General features: G+C 74.0%; 13 protein-coding genes. 7 read left to right on the top strand and 6 right to left on the bottom strand.

Annotated elements, in window-relative coordinates; translation table 11 throughout:
* Positions 1-278 precede the first annotated feature (278 nt).
* Positions 279-2,699 carry an endopeptidase La gene (gene lon, locus IF37_RS0112810; protein ID WP_030740861.1) on the top strand — a complete coding sequence of 807 codons (2,421 nt, stop codon included), beginning with the start codon at positions 279-281 and terminating at the stop codon, positions 2,697-2,699.
* 229 nt (positions 2,700-2,928) lie between these two features.
* Here lon and IF37_RS0112805 read toward each other — a convergent pair whose 3' ends face one another.
* Entirely contained in the window at positions 2,929-5,286 is a 2,358-nt protein-coding gene (locus IF37_RS0112805) for a SpoIIE family protein phosphatase (RefSeq protein ID WP_030740858.1), read from the bottom strand.
* 169 nt (positions 5,287-5,455) lie between these two features.
* Positions 5,456-6,289, bottom strand: a complete 834-nt coding sequence (locus IF37_RS0112800; RefSeq protein ID WP_030740855.1) for a lysozyme — start codon at positions 6,287-6,289, stop codon at positions 5,456-5,458.
* Between the two features lie 269 nt (positions 6,290-6,558).
* Here IF37_RS0112800 and IF37_RS0112795 point away from each other — a divergent pair, with 269 nt between their 5' ends.
* Positions 6,559-7,050, top strand: a complete 492-nt coding sequence (locus IF37_RS0112795; RefSeq protein ID WP_030740852.1) for a MarR family winged helix-turn-helix transcriptional regulator — start codon at positions 6,559-6,561, stop codon at positions 7,048-7,050.
* 4 nt (positions 7,051-7,054) lie between these two features.
* Here the strand turns inward: IF37_RS0112795 and IF37_RS0112790 are convergent, their stop codons facing one another.
* On the bottom strand, positions 7,055-7,843 hold the full coding sequence (locus tag IF37_RS0112790; protein WP_030740848.1) for a protein phosphatase 2C domain-containing protein: 789 nt from the start codon (positions 7,841-7,843) through the stop codon (positions 7,055-7,057).
* 371 nt (positions 7,844-8,214) lie between these two features.
* Here IF37_RS0112790 and IF37_RS0112785 point away from each other — a divergent pair, with 371 nt between their 5' ends.
* The 5 genes from IF37_RS0112785 to IF37_RS0112765 are packed head-to-tail and all read left to right on the top strand — an operon-like array spanning position 8,215 to position 13,959.
* Complete coding sequence (locus IF37_RS0112785; RefSeq protein WP_173456784.1) at positions 8,215-11,127, top strand: nitrate- and nitrite sensing domain-containing protein; 2,913 nt, start codon at positions 8,215-8,217, stop codon at positions 11,125-11,127.
* Positions 11,124-11,621, top strand: a complete 498-nt coding sequence (locus IF37_RS0112780) for a roadblock/LC7 domain-containing protein (protein ID WP_030740842.1) — start codon at positions 11,124-11,126, stop codon at positions 11,619-11,621. The genes IF37_RS0112785 and IF37_RS0112780 overlap by 4 nt, the downstream gene beginning before the upstream one ends.
* The gene (locus IF37_RS0112775; protein WP_030740839.1) at positions 11,618-12,025 is read left to right on the top strand and encodes a DUF742 domain-containing protein; all 408 of its coding nucleotides are present in this window, start codon (positions 11,618-11,620) and stop codon (positions 12,023-12,025) included. Before IF37_RS0112780 ends, IF37_RS0112775 begins: the two co-directional genes overlap by 4 nt.
* Complete coding sequence (locus IF37_RS0112770) at positions 12,006-12,662, top strand: ATP/GTP-binding protein (RefSeq protein ID WP_030740836.1); 657 nt, start codon at positions 12,006-12,008, stop codon at positions 12,660-12,662. The genes IF37_RS0112775 and IF37_RS0112770 overlap by 20 nt, the downstream gene beginning before the upstream one ends.
* Positions 12,663-12,705: 43 nt before the next feature.
* The gene (locus IF37_RS0112765; RefSeq protein WP_030740833.1) at positions 12,706-13,959 is read left to right on the top strand and encodes a styrene monooxygenase/indole monooxygenase family protein; all 1,254 of its coding nucleotides are present in this window, start codon (positions 12,706-12,708) and stop codon (positions 13,957-13,959) included.
* Here IF37_RS0112765 and IF37_RS0112760 read toward each other — a convergent pair.
* The 3 genes from IF37_RS0112760 to IF37_RS0112750 form a co-directional block, all read right to left on the bottom strand.
* Entirely contained in the window at positions 13,932-14,993 is a 1,062-nt protein-coding gene (locus IF37_RS0112760) for a C40 family peptidase (RefSeq protein ID WP_037856391.1), read from the bottom strand. The genes IF37_RS0112765 and IF37_RS0112760 overlap by 28 nt on opposite strands.
* A 112-nt stretch (positions 14,994-15,105) precedes the next feature.
* Complete coding sequence (locus IF37_RS0112755; protein WP_030740827.1) at positions 15,106-15,408, bottom strand: hypothetical protein; 303 nt, start codon at positions 15,406-15,408, stop codon at positions 15,106-15,108.
* A gap of 4 nt (positions 15,409-15,412) precedes the next feature.
* Positions 15,413-16,069: a TetR/AcrR family transcriptional regulator gene (locus IF37_RS0112750; RefSeq protein ID WP_030740824.1), complete on the bottom strand. Its 657-nt coding sequence runs from the start codon at positions 16,067-16,069 to the stop codon at positions 15,413-15,415.
* Between the last annotated feature and the right edge of the window lie 243 nt (positions 16,070-16,312).

Raw genomic sequence — 16,312 nt, 5'->3', positions numbered from 1 at the left:
GCCCGGGGGTACGGCCGCCGTCCCGCCCCCGGCCTCGCCCTCGCCCGGGGTACGGCCGTCGTCCGCTGACCGCCCGGGGGCACGTCGTCGCGCTGACGGTCGGGGTGTTCGGCCGGCCGGTGGTGCGCCGCTGGGCACGGGTCCGGGCGGGGGCCGGGACAGGCGCCCCGTTCCCGCCGTCGCGCATGATCGCTCAGAGCGAACACCGGACCGGGAACATTCCTCGGGGCTAAAACATTGAGTCGTCATAGCTCAAGTTGACTGCTAAAGGGGAGATCATGGCTGCTGAGTCTTCGGCGTACACGCTGACCCTGCCCGTGCTGCCGCTCGACGACGAGGTCGTGCTGCCCGGGATGGTGGTTCCGCTGGACCTGAGCGACCCGGAAGTGCGGGCCGCCGTGGAGGCCGCCCAGGCCGCCGCCAGCTCGGAACCCGGAAAGCCCAGGGTGCTGCTGGTACCGAGGATCGATGGCACATACGCGAAGACCGGTGTCCTCGGCACGGTCGAACAGGTCGGCCGGCTGGCCGACGGCGACCCCGGGGCCCTGATCCGGGGCCGGAGCCGGGTGCGCATCGGCGCCGGCACCACCGGCCCCGGCGCCGCGCTCTGGGTCGAGGGCACCAGCGTCCGGGAGGACGTGCCGGAGCCGCTGCCGGGCCAGGTGACGGAGCTGGTCAAGGAGTACAAGGCGCTGGCCACCAGCTGGCTGAAGAAGCGCGGCGCCTGGCAGGTCGTGGACCGCGTCCAGGCCATCGAGGACGTGTCGGCGCTGGCCGACAACTCCGGCTACTCGCCCTTCCTGACCATCGAGCAGAAGGTCGAACTGCTGGAGACCGGCGACCCGGTGGCCCGTCTCAAGCTCGCCGCCCAGCAGCTGCGCGACCACCTCGCCGAGCAGGACGTGGCCGAGACCATCGCCAAGGACGTCCAGGAAGGCGTCGACAAGCAGCAGCGCGAGTTCCTGCTGCGCCGCCAGCTGGAGGCCGTCCGCAAGGAACTGCGCGAGCTGAACGGCGAGAAGGAGGGCGAGGAGTCCGACGACTACCGCGCCCGGGTGGAGGCCGCCGACCTGCCGGAGAAGGTTCGCGAGGCCGCCCTGAAGGAGGTCGACAAGCTGGAGCGCGCCTCCGACCAGTCGCCCGAGGGGTCCTGGATCCGCACCTGGCTGGACACCGTCCTGGAGATGCCCTGGAACGAGCGGACCGAGGACGCGTACGACATCCAGGGCGCGAAGGAGGTGCTCGACGCCGAGCACGCGGGCCTGGCGGACGTGAAGGAGCGCATCACCGAGTACCTGGCCGTGCGCAAGCGGCGCACCGACCGCGGCCTGGGCGTCATCGGCGGGCGGCGCGGCGGTGCCGTGCTCGCGCTGGTGGGGCCGCCGGGAGTCGGCAAGACCTCGCTCGGGCAGTCGGTGGCGCACGCGATGGGCCGCGAGTTCGTCCGCGTCGCACTCGGCGGCGTCCGCGACGAGGCCGAGATCCGCGGTCACCGCCGTACGTACGTCGGCGCGCTGCCCGGCCGGATCGTGCGCGCGATCAAGGAAGCCGGGTCGATGAACCCGGTGGTGCTGCTGGACGAGATCGACAAGGTGGGCTCCGACTTCCGCGGCGACCCGGCCGCGGCCCTGCTCGAAGTCCTCGACCCGGCGCAGAACCACACCTTCCGGGACCACTACCTGGAGGTCGAACTGGACCTCTCCGACGTGGTCTTCCTCGCCACCGCCAACGTGCTGGAGGCCATCCCGGAGGCGCTCGCCGACCGGATGGAGATCGTCCGGCTGGACGGCTACACCGAGGACGAGAAGGTCGTCATCGCCCGTGACCACCTGCTCCCGCGCCAGCTGGAGCGGGCCGGTCTGGAGAGCGACGAGGTCACCCTCGACGAGGGCGCGCTGCGCAAGCTCGCCGGCGAGTACACCCGCGAGGCGGGCGTGCGGACCCTGGAGCGGTCCATCGCACGGCTGCTGCGCAAGGTCGCCGCACAGCACGAACTGGGCGAGCGCGAGCTGCCGTTCACCGTCACCGACGGTGATCTGCGCGCACTGCTCGGGCGCCCGCACCACGTGCCCGAGTCCGCCCAGGACCCGGCCGAGCGCCGTACGTCCGTCCCGGGCGTGGCGACCGGGCTCGCGGTCACCGGCGCCGGCGGCGACGTGCTCTTCGTGGAGGCGTCCCTCGCCGACCCGGAGACCGGAGCGGCGGGGCTGACCCTCACCGGCCAGCTGGGCGACGTGATGAAGGAGTCGGCGCAGATCGCGCTGAGCTTCCTGCGCAGCCACGGCGCGGAGCTGGGGCTGCCGGTGGCGGACCTGAAGGACCGGGGCGTGCACATCCACTTCCCGGCGGGTGCGGTGCCGAAGGACGGTCCGAGCGCGGGCATCACCATGACGACCGCCCTCGCCTCGCTGCTCTCCGGCCGTCTGGTCCGCACCGACGTCGCCATGACCGGTGAGCTGTCGCTGACCGGCCGGGTGCTGCCGATCGGCGGTGTGAAGCAGAAGCTGCTCGCCGCCCAGCGCGCCGGGGTGACCACCGTGATCATCCCCAAGCGCAACGAGCCGGACCTGGACGACGTCCCGGCCGAGGTGCTGGAGAAGCTCGACGTGCACGCCGTGTCCGACGTCCGCCAGGTGCTGGAGCTGGCGCTCGCGCCCGCCACGCAGGGCGCGGGGCCGCAGCTCCCCGTGGCGGCGTGACGGACGTCATGGGGTAGGCGGAGGCCCGGGTTCCGTGAGGGAGGCCCGGGCCTTCGCCGTGTGACGGCCTGCCCGGGTCTCTGCCGTGTGACGGCCGGCCTGGGTCTCCGTCGTGCGGTGGCCGGCCCGGGTCTCTGCCGTGCGGTGGCCGGCCCGGGTCTCCGTCGTGTGACGGCCGACCCGGGCTTCCGTCGTGCGGCGGCCGGCCCGGGGGCGGACGGGGCCGGGGTCAGAGCGCGGTCAGCGACTGCTCCGCCCACACCGTCTTGCCGATCCGCTCGTGCCGGGTGCCCCAGCGCTCGGCGAGCTGCGCGACCAGCAGCAGGCCCCGGCCGCCCTCGTCGAAGATCCGGGCCCGGCGCATGTGCGGGGTGCTGCCGCTGGCGTCGTAGATCTCGCAGATCAGGGTCGCGTCGTGGTGGATCAGCCGCAGCCGGATCGGCGGGCGGCCGTACCGGATGGCGTTGGTGACCAGCTCGCTGACCATCAGCTCGGTGGTGAACGCGGCCTCGTCCAGCCCCCAGGCGGACAACTGCTCGTCGACGTACCGGCGGGCGCGGGAGACGACGGTCGGTTCCTTGTCCAGCTCCCAGTGCGCCACCCGGTCCTCGTGCAGCACCCGGGTCCGTGCCAGCAGCAGGGCGATGTCGTCGTCGGGGCGGTGTCCGAGCAGCTCCGTCAGGACCCGGTCGCACACCGCCTCCAGCGACTTTGCGGGGCCGGCGAGCGCGGCGAACATCGTGGCCAGGGCCTCGTCGATGTCGTGGTCGCGGGCCTCCAGCAGTCCGTCCGTGTAGAGCGCGAGCAGACTGCCCTCGGGCAGGGCCGTATCCACCGCCTCGAACGGCAGCCCGCCCAGTCCCAGCGGCGGCCCCGCGGGCACGTCGAGGAAGCGGACGGTGCCGTCCGGGGTCACCAGGGCGGGCGGCGGGTGCCCGGCCCGGGCCGCGGTGCACCGGCGCGAGACCGGGTCGTAGACGGCGTACAGACAGGTGGTGCCGATGCCGCCGGTCGTCTCCGCGGCCGGGTCCGCGCTGCCCTCGTCGGCGGCCAGTCGCAGCACCAGGTCGTCCAGGTGGGTGAGCAGTTCGTCGGCCGGCAGGTCCACGTCGGCCAGGGTGCGCACCGCCGTGCGCAGCCGGCCCATGGTGGCGGAGGCGCGGATGCCGTGCCCCACCACGTCGCCGACGACCAGCGCCACCCGCGCCCCGGACAGCGGGATCACGTCGAACCAGTCGCCGCCCACCCCGGCCCGGCTCGCGGACGGCAGATAGCGGGCGGCGATCTCCAGGGCCGCCTGCTCGGGCAGCGTCTGCGGGAGCAGGCTGCGCTGGAGCGCCATGGCGGTGGTGCGGGTCCGGGCGTGGCCGCGGGCCCGCTCGATGCCGGCGGCGGCCTTGGCGGCGAACTCCTCGGCGAGCCGCAGGTCCTCCGGCCCGAACGGCGGCCGGCCGGGGCTGCGGCCGAACAGGGCCACACCGAGCGTGCCGCCCTCGGCGAGCAGCGGCACCACCAGCAGGGACCGGGTCCCGGACGCGCGCAGCCACCCGGCGTACGGGTCCAGCGCCGCCCACTCGGCGACGGCCGGTTCCGCCGTGTCGTACAGCAGGGGGCGGGACACCGCCAGACACCGGGCGGCCGGCGACTCGGCCGGGCAGACGACCGCCTCGCCGACCCCGGCGCCCCGGGCGGGCCCGTCGCCGTCCGGGACCGGGCGCAGGGCGGCGCGGCGCAGGACGACCGGGTCCGGTGTCCGTCCGCCGCCCTCCGTGCCGGACTGCGGGGAGTCCAGCAGGTCGACCGCCATGACGTCGGCCAGCCGGGGGACCGTGACCTCGCCGAGTTCCTGGGCGGCGCGGGCCTGGTCGGCCGCCGTGGCGCCGGGCGGGCCGGTCTCGTCGGCCGGGCGCCGGGCGAGGACGGAGTCCGGTGGCGGCTGCACGGACAGGCAGACGGCCCGCACCCGGCCGTCGGCGTCCTTCAGCGGGGTGAGGACGGTGGGCCGGCCGAGGTCCGGGCCGAGGCGGTCGCCCGTCTCCTGCGTCCGGCCGGACTCCAGCGCCCGCCGCATCGACCGGTCGGCCTCCTCGCCCTGGGCGCCGGGCACGATGTGGGCGAGGCACAGCCCCCGCATCGCCGCCTCCGGCAGGGCGAGGGCGTGTTCCAGCCGCCGGTTGGCCCGCACCAGGCGCAGGTCCGCGTCGAAGATGGCCAGCGGAAAGGGGGACTGGAGGAATGTCCACTCCTCCAGGGGCTCGCCCCGGGGCGGCTGCGCCCGGGCCGTCACGGCGCTCACCACCAGCCAGTCGCCGGCCCCGGAGCCGGAGGTCCGGCGGTGGGCGAGCACCCCCCGTTCCAGCCGCCGGCCGTCCTGGTGGCGCAGCGGGACGGTGCCGTTCCAGCGGTCGCGGCCGGCGAGCGCCCGGCGGGCAGCCGTGGCGTCGCCGGCGAGCAGCGTCGAGGCGGGACGGCCGACCACCGCCGAGGAGTCGTAGCCGAGCAGCCGCCGCGCGCCGTCGCTCCAGCCGGTCAGGATGCCGTGCTCATCGATGGTGGCCGTGGCCGTGTACGTCGACTGTCGCTCCATCGCCGCTCATCTCGCCCTTGCTCGGCAGGCTCTCCTGACCAGCATGATCCCGGGCGACGCGGAGCACCAACGCAGGGCCGTCCGGGGAAGGGTCCCGGGCCGAGGGGGGGGGGCGACCCACCCCCTCGGCCGCCCCCGGCCGACACCGCCCGCGGCGGGACGACGGGGCCTAGCCGTTGGCCAGGGCCTGCACCCGGTCCAGGGCGCCGTTGAACTTGTCGTGGTCCCCGACCGTCGGCCCGGAGGAGGTGTACTGCCACATCGTCTGGAACGACCACCCGGCAGGCAGCGTCCCCGGGTCGGAGGCGTAGCGGGCGATCCACAGCGGGTTGTTCACCGCGAAGCCGCCGTAGTCGCCGGTGCACTGGCTCCACCAGCTGGTGGCCGTGTAGATGACGGGGTACCGGCTGGTGCGGGCCTTGTAGGTGTTGATGAAGTCGGCGATCCAGCTGACCATCTGGCCGGCGGTCTTGCCGTAGCAGGCGGCGCCGTACGGGTTCCACTCGATGTCGAGGGTGCCGGGCAGGGTCTTGCCGTCCTTCGACCAGCCGCCGCCGTGGTCGACGAAGTAGTTGGCCTGGGTGGCGCCGCTGGTGGTGTCCGGGGTGGCGAAGTGGTACGAGCCGCGGATCATGCCCACGTTGTAGGAGCCGTTGTACTGCTGGGCGAAGTACGGGTTCGTGTAGTACGTGCCCTCCGTGGCCTTGGTGTACGCCCAGCGCACCCCGCTGCCCCACAGGGTGGACCAGGCGACGTTGCCCTGGTAGGCGGAGACGTCCACGCCCTCGGTCTGGGTGACGTCGCCCGTGGCGGGGGTGCCGTCCCGGCCGTCGTGGGCGAGGACGCCCATGCCCAGGTACGCGGAGCCGCGGCCGGGCGTGGCCGCGGCGTGGGCGGAGGCGAGGGGGAGCGCGAGGGAGACCGTCGCGAGCAGGGCCGTGACGAGGACGGCGAGGGGGCGCGGACGCGGCGAGCGGGTGGAACCGGGTCTGAGCACGGTCATGACGTGCCTCCGGGGAGTGGGGTGGGGGGAGCTGTGGGGGTGGGTGGCGCCGGTCACCCGTCCCCGCAGGGCGGGTGGCGCCGGTCACCGGTCAATGGCGTGGGCATGCCATTAAGGGCGTGGTAAAGAAGCTACGCACGTAGATGACGGCGTGGAAGGGGGTCCGGACGACGCCGTTGGTCTACGCCTGCGAAATACTTACGGAGCTGCGGCAATGACGACGTTTGACAGAAACTTTCAGGACTGAGAAACCGATCAGGGGTGCTGACGTGCACGAGGACGGAAACGGAGGCGCGCATCGCGTCTCCGGCCAGGTGACGCCCAGTGGTGCAGACCAGGAATTCCTGGCACTGGAGCGCGAGTTGACCGTGCTGCTCCGGCGCGCCCGGTCCAACCAGGGCGAGATGGCCCGGGAAGTCCACCCCGACCTGGAGTCCTCCGCGTACGGCCTGCTCATCCGGCTGGACGAACAGGGCGGGCAGCGCGCCACGGAACTCGCCGCCTACATCGGGGTCGGCAAGGCCACCATGTCCCGCCAGCTGCGCGCCCTGGAGGAGCTGGGCCTGATCGCCCGGGAACCCGACCCGGCCGACGGCCGCGCCTGGCTGGTCACCCTCACCGAGGAGGGTAGCCGCCGGGTGGGCACCGTCCGCGAGGCGCGCCGCGGCCGCTACGTGCGCCAGCTCGCCCACTGGGACCGCCGCGAGGTCGCCGAACTGGCCCGGCTGCTGCACGAGCTGAACGGCGTCATGGCGAAGTAGCCCCTCACAGCTCCACGTACACCACCGTCGCGTCGTCGTGCGTCTTCGCCCGCCCCAGGAACGCCCGCTCCCGCCGGTCCGCCGACTCCAGCTCCCGCACCCGCTCGACCAACGGGCCGGCGCCCTCCTTCGCGACCAGGTCGAACAGGGCCGTCCAGTCGCCCTCGCGGAACGTCTCCGTCCAGCGGGTCGCGCCGTCCGTCAGCGCGGCCAGCGCCCGGACCTCGTGCCGGGGCAGGGTGCCGGTGACCGCCCGGGCCGCCACGGCGGGGTCGGCGGCGGCCGTGAAGAAGCCGCCCTCCTTGTTGCGCAGGTTCGCGTCGACGAGGGCGGCGGTGGCGAGCGCGGAGCGGGGGAGCCGGGCGAGCCGGTCGTCCAGCACCGGGGTGACGGCCCCGTCCGGCCCGCGGAGCAGCAGCGCGGAGTCGCACAGCACCAGGTACTCCACGGCCACCGCGGACCAGCGGGCGAGGGCCACGGTTGCCTGAGGCGTCCGTGGGTGAGAAAGGTCACAGGTGCCCGTGTGGGCGTCGGCGGTGCGGCGAATCGCCCGCGCGAGGATCTCCGGCAGCGTCAGATCTCGTGCGGAAACGGTCAGTTCGGTCAGAGCGCCGCCCAGCCGCGCGGTGAACCAGGGGACGGAATGCAGACAGCCCGTCCCGCCGTCGGGCGGGGTCACGCCGTCCAGGACGACCACGCAACCCCCCTGTCCGGAGGCGGGTAGCCCGACACCGGCGAAGTCCTCGTTGGAGCGGGTCGCGTCACCGGGTTCCGAAACGAGATCAGTGCGCATCCGGCCAGTCTGCACGAGCCCTTCACATGGCGCGCAAAAGGCTGGCAAGTACCGGCACAATCTCACGACCGCGCAGGTCAGCCGCCCGATTCGGGTGGGAATGATGTACTCCGGGAAGACGTGGTGGCGAATACTGCCAAAGCCAGCCGCGCGCGTCCAACCGGCCTGCCGCGGGCGGCCCCGGCACACGCCGGAGGAATTTGCCCGTCAACTCCCCTCCGATGTTCACTCCTTCGGGTGGCGGGTCAGGTGATGCGCGACCACTGCCCACCGGCGCTGGGAGGGTCGGGAACCGTACGAACCGGGTGTACGCACCACTTGGCACCGAACTGACGGGGTGCCACCCGGGCCCTGGGTAGACGATTTCAGGAATGCGAGCACCGGTGCAGAAGAAGCGGCCTCGGCGCACAGGCAGTCAGACGGCCCCCGAGGGGACCGCCCCCCAGACCCCCGTGGGCACCGGCCGCCCCACGCATGTGCGCACCCGGCTGATCACCGCCGTCGCCGTGGTGGCCGCCGCCGTCGCCGGCGCCGGCGCGCCCGCGCTGCTCACCGCCTCCGCGGACGTCAACGACTCCCAGGAACTGGTGACGCTCGCCGCGCGCACCCAGGACGCGCTCACCCTCGCGCACTCCCTCGCCGACGAACGCGACGAGGTCACCTCCTACGTCGCGGCCGGCCGCCCCCGGTCCGAGGCGCCCTCCGAGGACCGCAGCGCCCGAGTGGACCGGCAGGCCGCGGAACTGCGCTCCGACACCGGCACCCCGGCGAGCCTGCGCTCCGCCCTCGACGCCCTCGACACCGTCCGCCGGGCCGCCCTCACCGGCCGGGCCACGGCCCTCCAGACGCACCAGGCCTACTCGGCGACCATCACCCGGCTGCACCGGCTCGCCGAGCAGCTGGCCGAGCGGACGCCCCCGCGGGCCGGATCCGGCGCCCACGCCCTGGCCGAACTGGACTCCGCCGTCCAGCAGTCCGCCGCCGCCCGCGGCCTGCTGCTGGCCGCGCTGAACGTCCCGTCCCGTACCCAGACGGTGATCGACCCCACCACCGGCCTGCCCACCACCACCGCCACCAGCACCGACGCGGACCGCGAACAGCGCGACGCGCTCACCGCCGCCGCCCAGCAGGCCCGGCTGCGCGCCGACGCGGCCCTCGCCGACTTCCGCGAGACCGCGCCCGGGAAGGCCGTGGACTCCTACGACTCCACGGTCACCGGCCCCGAGGTCAACTCGGCCGAGAAGTACCTGGCCGCCCTCACCGGTCAGCCCACCCTCGCCGACAGCCAGCTGACCACCAGCACCAAGAAGCTCGACGCGGCCCTGTCCGCACGCGTCGACCTGATGCGCGGCGCCGAGTCGGCCCTCTACGACCACCGCACCAAGGAGCTGGCCGGACTCCGGGACGACGACGTCACCGCCCTGGAGATCCGGGTCGCCGTCCTCGGCGCGCTGCTGCTGGTCGCGATCGGCGTCGCCGCCGCCATGGCCCGCACCCTGACCCGCCCCCTGTCGGTGCTGCGCCGCGGCTCGGCCCGGCTCGCCGAGGCGGAGGACCCGGCGACCCAGGAACCGATCGCCTTCACCGGCCGCAACGACGAGTTCGCCCAGGTGGTCCGCTCGGTCAACGCCCTGCACGCGCACGCCGCGGCCCTGCACGAGCGCGTGGCCACCCTGGAGACCGACCGCAAGCACCTCGTCGGCCAGCGCCAGAAGATGGCCGACGCCCGTGAGGAACTCCGCGCCGAACTCGCCGACTCCGCCGCCCAGCTGGAGCGGCTGCGCACCAGCATCGGCTCCACCTTCGTCAACCTGGCCCTGCGCACCCTGGGCCTGGTCGAGCGCCAGCTGGCGGTCATCGAGGGGCTGGAGGACCGCGAACAGGACCCCGAGCGCCTCGCCACGCTCTTCAAGCTGGACCACTTCGCCACGGTCATGCGCCGGCACAGCGAGAACCTGCTGGTCCTCGCCGGCACCGAGCACGTCCAGCAGCACCCCGGCCCGGTGCCGCTGGTCGACGTGGTCCGCGCGGCGGTCAGCGAGATCGAACGCTACGAGCGCGTCCGCATCGCGGCCCTGCCGCCGCACGCGCACGTGGCCGGCTTCGCCGCCGACGACCTCTCCCACCTGCTGGCCGAACTCATGGAGAACGCCACGTCGTTCTCGCCGCCGGAGCAGCCGGTGGAGGTCTCCGGCTGGCTCCTGGAGTCCGGCGAGGTCATGCTCTCCGTCCAGGACGAGGGCATCGGCGTGGCGGAGGAGCGCCTGGACCGGCTCAACGCCCGCCTCGCCGAGTTCGACCCCGACGCGCTGTACGGCCAGGAGGGCGACGACGGCCTCGGCCTCGGCCTGTACGTCGTCGCGCGCCTCGCCCACCGCCACGGCGTCCGCGTCCAGCTGCGCGAGCAGAAGCAGGGCGGCGTCGCCGCGGTCGTGGTCCTGCCGGCCCAGCTGCTCGCCGAGGGCCCGTCGGCCACGCTCCCGCCGCAGGCCACGCCCCCCGGCGCCACGGGCACCTTCACCCTGCCCGGCGCCGACGCCGAGGCCAACTCCAACGTCCTCACGGGCCGCTCCAAGCACCAGGACCCCCTGGTCGCCCTGGCGGAACAGGCCGTACGGGCGGCCGCCGGCGATCCGGCCCCGGCCGGGACGCCGGACACCGCGCAGACCCCCGCCGGGACGGCACCGCAGGAGCCCGCGCCCGCCGAACCGGCCGCACGGGACGCCTCCGACGCCCACGAGCACGCGGACCGGCCCGCCCGGGACACCGAGACCCGTCCGAAGGCCCCGGCGGAGACCTACGCCGAGACGACGATGGAGCTGCTGCTGCCGGAGGTCCCGGCGGACCACCCGGCGCCCGCCCACGGCACGGACGCCCCGCAGGCGGCGCCCGCACCCGGGGGCGGGACCCGCACGGCCGACGCGGACCGGAAGGCGGACGCCGGGGACGGAGCCCCGGCGGACGCGCCCGCCGAGGCACCGTCGGGGACCCGCGCGGCCGAGACCGGGTCGCAGCCCGAGCCCGAGGAACAGCTGACCAGCAAGGGTCTGCCCAAGCGCACACCCAGGATCACCGCACCCACCGCCCCACCCCGCCAGCGCGGTACCGGCGTCGACGCCGAGGCCCTGCGCCGCAGGCTCGGCGGCTTCCGCCGCGGTGCCGAGGCCGGCTACCGCGACGTCGAAGCGGAGATCGCCGAACAGACGGCCGGCCACCGGCGGCCGGCGAGCTACGCACACGCCGAGGAAAACACGGGGGGCACAGCCGAGGAGGCAAGCAGTTGACCGCTCCCACTACCTACGGACTGAGCAGTGAAGCCCGCAACCTGCACTGGCTCCTGACCAACCTGGTCGAGGAAGTACCCGGCATCCAGTCGGTCGCCGTGGTCTCCTCCGACGGCCTGCTGCTGCTCTCGTCCGACCCGGGCCACACGGAGCAGTCCCGTGCGGCCCGCCCGGTCAAGGGCCCGCGCGGCTCCGCCGCCGACCTCGCCACCATCGTCTCCGGCATCGGCAGCCTCACCGTGGGCGCCGCCAAGCTGCTGGAGTTCGGCGGGGTCAAGCACACGATGGTCGCGATGGACGAGGGCAGCCTGTTCGTGATGTCGATCAGCGACGGCTCGCTGCTCGGCGTGCACGGCAACGCCGAGGCGGACATGAGCGTCGTGGCGTACCACATGGCGCTGTTCGTGGGCCGGGCCGGCCACGTCCTGACCCCGGAACTCCGCAGCGAGCTGCGCAAGTCCCTGGAGTCCGAGCCGACGGGGGGCGCCCGATGAGCGACACACCGAAACTCCCCGTGCGCGGCGGTGACCGCAAAGCCGCCCGGGTGCGCCCCTACTCGCTCACCGGCGGCCGTACCCGCTTCGGCCACGTCCTCCTCGTGGAGACGTTCGTGGCGGCGCTGGAGGCCCCCGAGGAGCGCAAGGAACTGACGAACGGCTCCCTCACCACCCGGGTCATGCCGGAGATGCGGGCCATCGTCGAACTCTGCCGCCGGATGCGTACGGTGGCCGAGATCGCCGCGCTGCTGAAGATGCCGCTCGGTGTGGTCCGCGTGCTCCTGAGCGACCTCGCGGACCAGGGAAAGATCCGTGTGTACGGCACCGGAACCGGTCACGGAACCGGCCGCCCGGACCGCGCTCTGCTGGAAAGGGTGCTGAGTGGACTCCGCCGTCTCTGATGCCACCGCCTCCTTCGGGGGCACCCCCCTCGTCGCCGGCTTCGCCGAACCGGACGAGGACCTGAAGTCCTGGCAGACGGACCGAACGCGCGCTCCCATCGCGACGAAGATCGTGGTGGCGGGCGGCTTCGGCGTCGGCAAGACCACCCTGGTCACCTCCGTCTCGGAGATCACGCCCCTCCAGACGGAGGCGCTCATGACCGAGGCCAGCGAGGGCACCGACGACCTGTCCGCCACACCGGACAAGCTGACCACCACCGTGGCCATGGACTTCGGCCGCATCACGCTCGACGACGACCTGGTGCTCTACCTGTTCGGCACGCCGGGCCAGCAGCGGTTCTGGTTCATGTGGGACGACCTGGTGCGCGGCGCGATCGGCGCCGTCGTCATGGCCGACACCCGCCGCCTGAAGGACAGCTTCCCGGCGCTGGACTACTTCGAGAGCTGCGGACTGCCGTACGTCGTCGCGGTCAACCACTTCGACGACAGCGAGCGGTTCGATCCCGAGGACGTAAGGGAGGCGCTGACCATACCCGCGCACATCCCTGTCATGATCATGGATGCGCGGCGGCGGATCTCGGCCATCGAGACCCTCCTGGCCCTGGTGGCCCACGCGCTGGACGAAACCCCCATGTAGTCCTCACCCGAGTAGTCCTCACCCCCGGAGGAGCAGCACCCGCATGCGGAAGATACTCGTCGTCGGAGCCGGCCAGTCCGGTCTCCAGCTCGCCCTCGGCCTCCAGTCGCACGGCTACGAGGTCACCCTGATGTCGAACCGGACCCCGGACGAGATCCGCTCCGGCCGGGTCATGTCGACGCAGTGCATGTTCGACACGGCGCTCCAGCACGAGCGCGACCTCCAGCTGAACTTCTGGGAGTCCCAGGCCCCGAGGATCGAGGGGCTCGGCGTCTCGGTCGCCGCGCCCGGCTCGCACGACCCGGGCCCCACCCAGCGGGCGATCGACTGGGTGGGCCGGCTCGACGGCTACGCGCAGTCGGTCGACCAGCGGGTGAAGATGGCCGGCTGGATGGAGACCTTCGCGCAGCGCGGCGGCCAGCTGGTCATCCACGGCGCGGCCGTCGGCGACCTGGACTACTTCTCCCGCGCCTACGACCTGGTGCTGGTCGCGGCCGGCAAGGGCGAGCTGGTGTCGATGTTCGCCCGCGACCCCGAGCGCTCCCCGTACAGCGAGCCGCAGCGGGCGCTGGCGGTGGCCTACGTGCACGGTCTCGGCCCGCGCCCGGAGCACCCGGAGTTCGACGCGGTCCGCTGCAACGTGGTCCCCGGCGTCGGCGAGCTGTTCGTGATGCCGACGCTCACCACCTCCGGTCGCGCCGACATCCTCTTCTGGGAGGGCATACCCGGCGGCCCGCTCGACGTCTTCACCGGCGTCAAGGACCCGGCGGAGCACCTCTCCCTGACCCTGGACCTCATGGCGCGGTTCACGCCGTGGGAGTACGCGCGGGCCACGAAGGCCGAACTGACCGACGCCGGCGCCACCCTGGCGGGGCGGTACCCCCCGACCGTCCGCAACCCCGTCGGCCGGCTGCCCGGCGGCGGGCTGGTGCTCGGCGTGGCCGACGTGGTCGTCGCCAACGACCCGATCACCGGGCAGGGCTCCAACTCGGCGTCCAAGTGCGCGGCGGCCTACCTCGCCTCGATCCTGGAGCGGGGGGACCAGCCGTTCGACGAGGAGTGGATGCGGCAGACGTTCGACCGCTACTGGGCCACCGCCCGGCACGTCACCAAGTGGACGAACGCCATGCTGGCGCCGCCGCCGGAGCACGTGCTGAACCTGCTCGGCGCGGCCGGACAGCTCCAGCCGGTGGCGAACCGTTTCGCCAATGGGTTCGACAACCCGGCCGACTTCGAGGAGTTCTTCTACGAGCCCGAGAAGACGGCCGCCTACCTGGCCTCCGTGGCCGGGGCCTGACCGGGGTCGTCACCGGGACGTACGGCACCGAGGACCGGATACGAGGCCAGCGGCGAGACGCGCACCCGCTCGCCCGGCCTCGGTGCCTGCACCACCTTCCCGTCCCCCACGTACATCGCCACGTGCGTGGCCTCGGGGTAGTAGACCACCAGGTCCCCCGGGCGCAGCTCCTTCAGCGGCACCCGCCGCAGCCGCCGCCACTGCTCCTGGCTGGTGCGCGGGATCGGGGTGCCCGCGTGCGACCAGGCCTGGGACGTCAGCCCCGAGCAGTCGTACGCGTCGGGGCCTTCCGCGCCCCACCGGTACGGCTTGCCGACCTGCGCCATGGCGTAGCCGACCGCCCGGTCGCCCCGCGGGCCGGCCGGCCGGTCGCCGGGGAGCGCGCCCGCGGTGGTGAGGCGCCGCTGGGCCTCGGTGACCCCCTGCTGTTCGAGCCGGGCGACCGCCGCGAGCTGCTCCGGGGTGAGGGTGGCCAGCAGCCGCTCCACACCGGCGAGCCTGGTGCGCACGTCGTCGCGCTGCCGCCGCTGCCGGCCGGAGAGGCCCAGCTGGGTGTCGAGGGCCTTGCGGGCCCGGCGGGCCAGGGCGTCCGCGCGCCGCTCCGCCACCGTCAGCCGGGCCACCGTATGGGCCCGCTCGCGCGCGAGTTCGCCGATCACGTGCCCCTCGTCCAGGGCGTGCTGCGGGTCGGGCGCGAGGAGCAGCCGGACGTAGGGACCGAGGCCGCCGCTGTTCTGGTACTGCTGCCGGGCCAGCCGGCCGGCGTCGGCCCGGTGGGACCGGAGGGTGAGCCGGGCGCGGGCCAGCTCGCCGTCCAGCCGGGCCACCTCGGCGCGCTGCCGCTCCAGTTCCTCCGTCGTGGCGTTGTAGGTCTCGGTGGCCTGTTCGGTCTGCCGGTACAGCCGCTGGAGGTCCGTCAGCAGCCGGGCCACCGACGGCCGCGGCTCCGGCGCGGCCAGCGCGGGTCCGGGCGCGAGGACGGCCTGGGCCGCCACCGTGGCCGTACAGGCCAGACGCAGAAGCACTCCTGACACGCCATCACCTCCGGCGAGGGGCGGGCGGACTCTCCGCCTCCCGTCGCACGGTGATAATCAGACGCGTCGGCACACAATATGCAGCATCCCTGCGCCGTTCGGCGCAGCGCTCTCACCCGTGGGTGTCACCCGGCTTGCCGGACGGCCCGCCGGCCGGTTTCGACCAGGGCCACCGCAGCTTCCCGCCGGACCTGTCGTCCGGGTCGTACCGGTACTTCCACCCCTGGACCAGTCCCAGCCGCCTGCTGTGCCCGCGCGGCTCCCGCCGGTAGACGAGCACCGTGGGCGGCCCGCCGTCCGGGGCCGGGACGGGGATGCGGTACGTCTTCGGCGGGTGCCCGGTGGGACCGAGCAGGACGGGCAGTACGCGCCCGTCCATGGGGCCGCCCTCGAAGGGCGTGTCCTGGCTCTTCACGGGTTCAGTCTCGGTCATCCCCGGCGAGGGTGCCGACGAGCGCGGCGGTCTGCGGGTCGCGGCCCGCGGTGACCGACAGGACGGCCACGAACTGCTCGACCAGCCAGTCGCGCAACTCCTCGACCGGGGGCTGCTTCTCCTCGTCCAGCCAGATCAGGGAGGCCGCCTCCACGGCCGTGATCCACATCCGGACGGTCATGCGCAGCCGGGGGCCGGGCTCGGCGACGCCGAGGTGCTGGCAGATGTGCTCGGCGGCGGACCGGCGCACCCCGTCCACGATGGCGGTGGTGCGGGAGGTCTCCACCACGCTGCCGCCCTGGAGCAGCGCGCTGAAACCGGTGTCGTGCTGGTCCACGAAGCTCAGGTAGCGGTCCAGGGCGCGGGCCAGGCGGGGCAGCAGCGGCCCCTCGCGCGGCTCGTCGAAGCACTGCCGGAGCTCGTCGGCGGCCGACCGCAGCGCGGCCTCGTACAACTGCTGCTTGCCGCCGGGGAAGTACCGGTACACCAGCGGTCGCGACACCCCGGCCGCCTCCGCGACGTCGTCCAGGGACACGTCCTCGGGCGCCCGGTGCGCGAAGAGGGAGAGCGCGGCGTCGAGGAGCTGGTTCCGCCGCTCCTCGACGCTCAGGCGACGGTAGGCAGGGGTGGCCGACGGGGTCATGGGCGCCAGCCTAATCGCCGTGGGGTCCGCGGCCCCGGCGGCGACCGGTCCGTGCGGGCGCGGCCCGGCCGGCGACCGCGGGTCCGTCGTGGCCGACCGCGGGTCCGTCGTGGCCGACCGTGGGTCCGTCGTGGCCGGACGCGGGTCTGCCGTGGCCGGACGCGGGTCCGTCGTGGCCGACCGCGGGTCCGTCGTGGCCGACCGCGGGTCCGTCATGGCCGACCGCGGGTCCGTCATGGCCGA

Origin of the sequence: Streptomyces sp. NRRL S-31 (genome assembly GCF_000718775.1) — a bacterium.
Lineage (GTDB): Bacteria > Actinomycetota > Actinomycetes > Streptomycetales > Streptomycetaceae > Streptomyces.
Note: the sequence above shows the minus strand (reverse complement) of the source record. Positions and strands in the feature narration are given on the sequence as shown.

Coding starts and splice junctions, on each gene's coding strand:
- IF37_RS0112765 (WP_030740833.1), top strand. CDS start 12,706: ATGCGGAAGATACTCGTCGTCGGAGCCGGCCAGTCCGGTCTCCAGCTC.
- IF37_RS0112790 (WP_030740848.1), bottom strand. CDS start 7,843: ATGCGCACTGATCTCGTTTCGGAACCCGGTGACGCGACCCGCTCCAAC.
- IF37_RS0112800 (WP_030740855.1), bottom strand. CDS start 6,289: ATGACCGTGCTCAGACCCGGTTCCACCCGCTCGCCGCGTCCGCGCCCC.
- IF37_RS0112775 (WP_030740839.1), top strand. CDS start 11,618: ATGAGCGACACACCGAAACTCCCCGTGCGCGGCGGTGACCGCAAAGCC.
- lon (WP_030740861.1), top strand. CDS start 279: ATGGCTGCTGAGTCTTCGGCGTACACGCTGACCCTGCCCGTGCTGCCG.
- IF37_RS0112785 (WP_173456784.1), top strand. CDS start 8,215: ATGCGAGCACCGGTGCAGAAGAAGCGGCCTCGGCGCACAGGCAGTCAG.
- IF37_RS0112750 (WP_030740824.1), bottom strand. CDS start 16,069: ATGACCCCGTCGGCCACCCCTGCCTACCGTCGCCTGAGCGTCGAGGAG.
- IF37_RS0112805 (WP_030740858.1), bottom strand. CDS start 5,286: ATGGAGCGACAGTCGACGTACACGGCCACGGCCACCATCGATGAGCAC.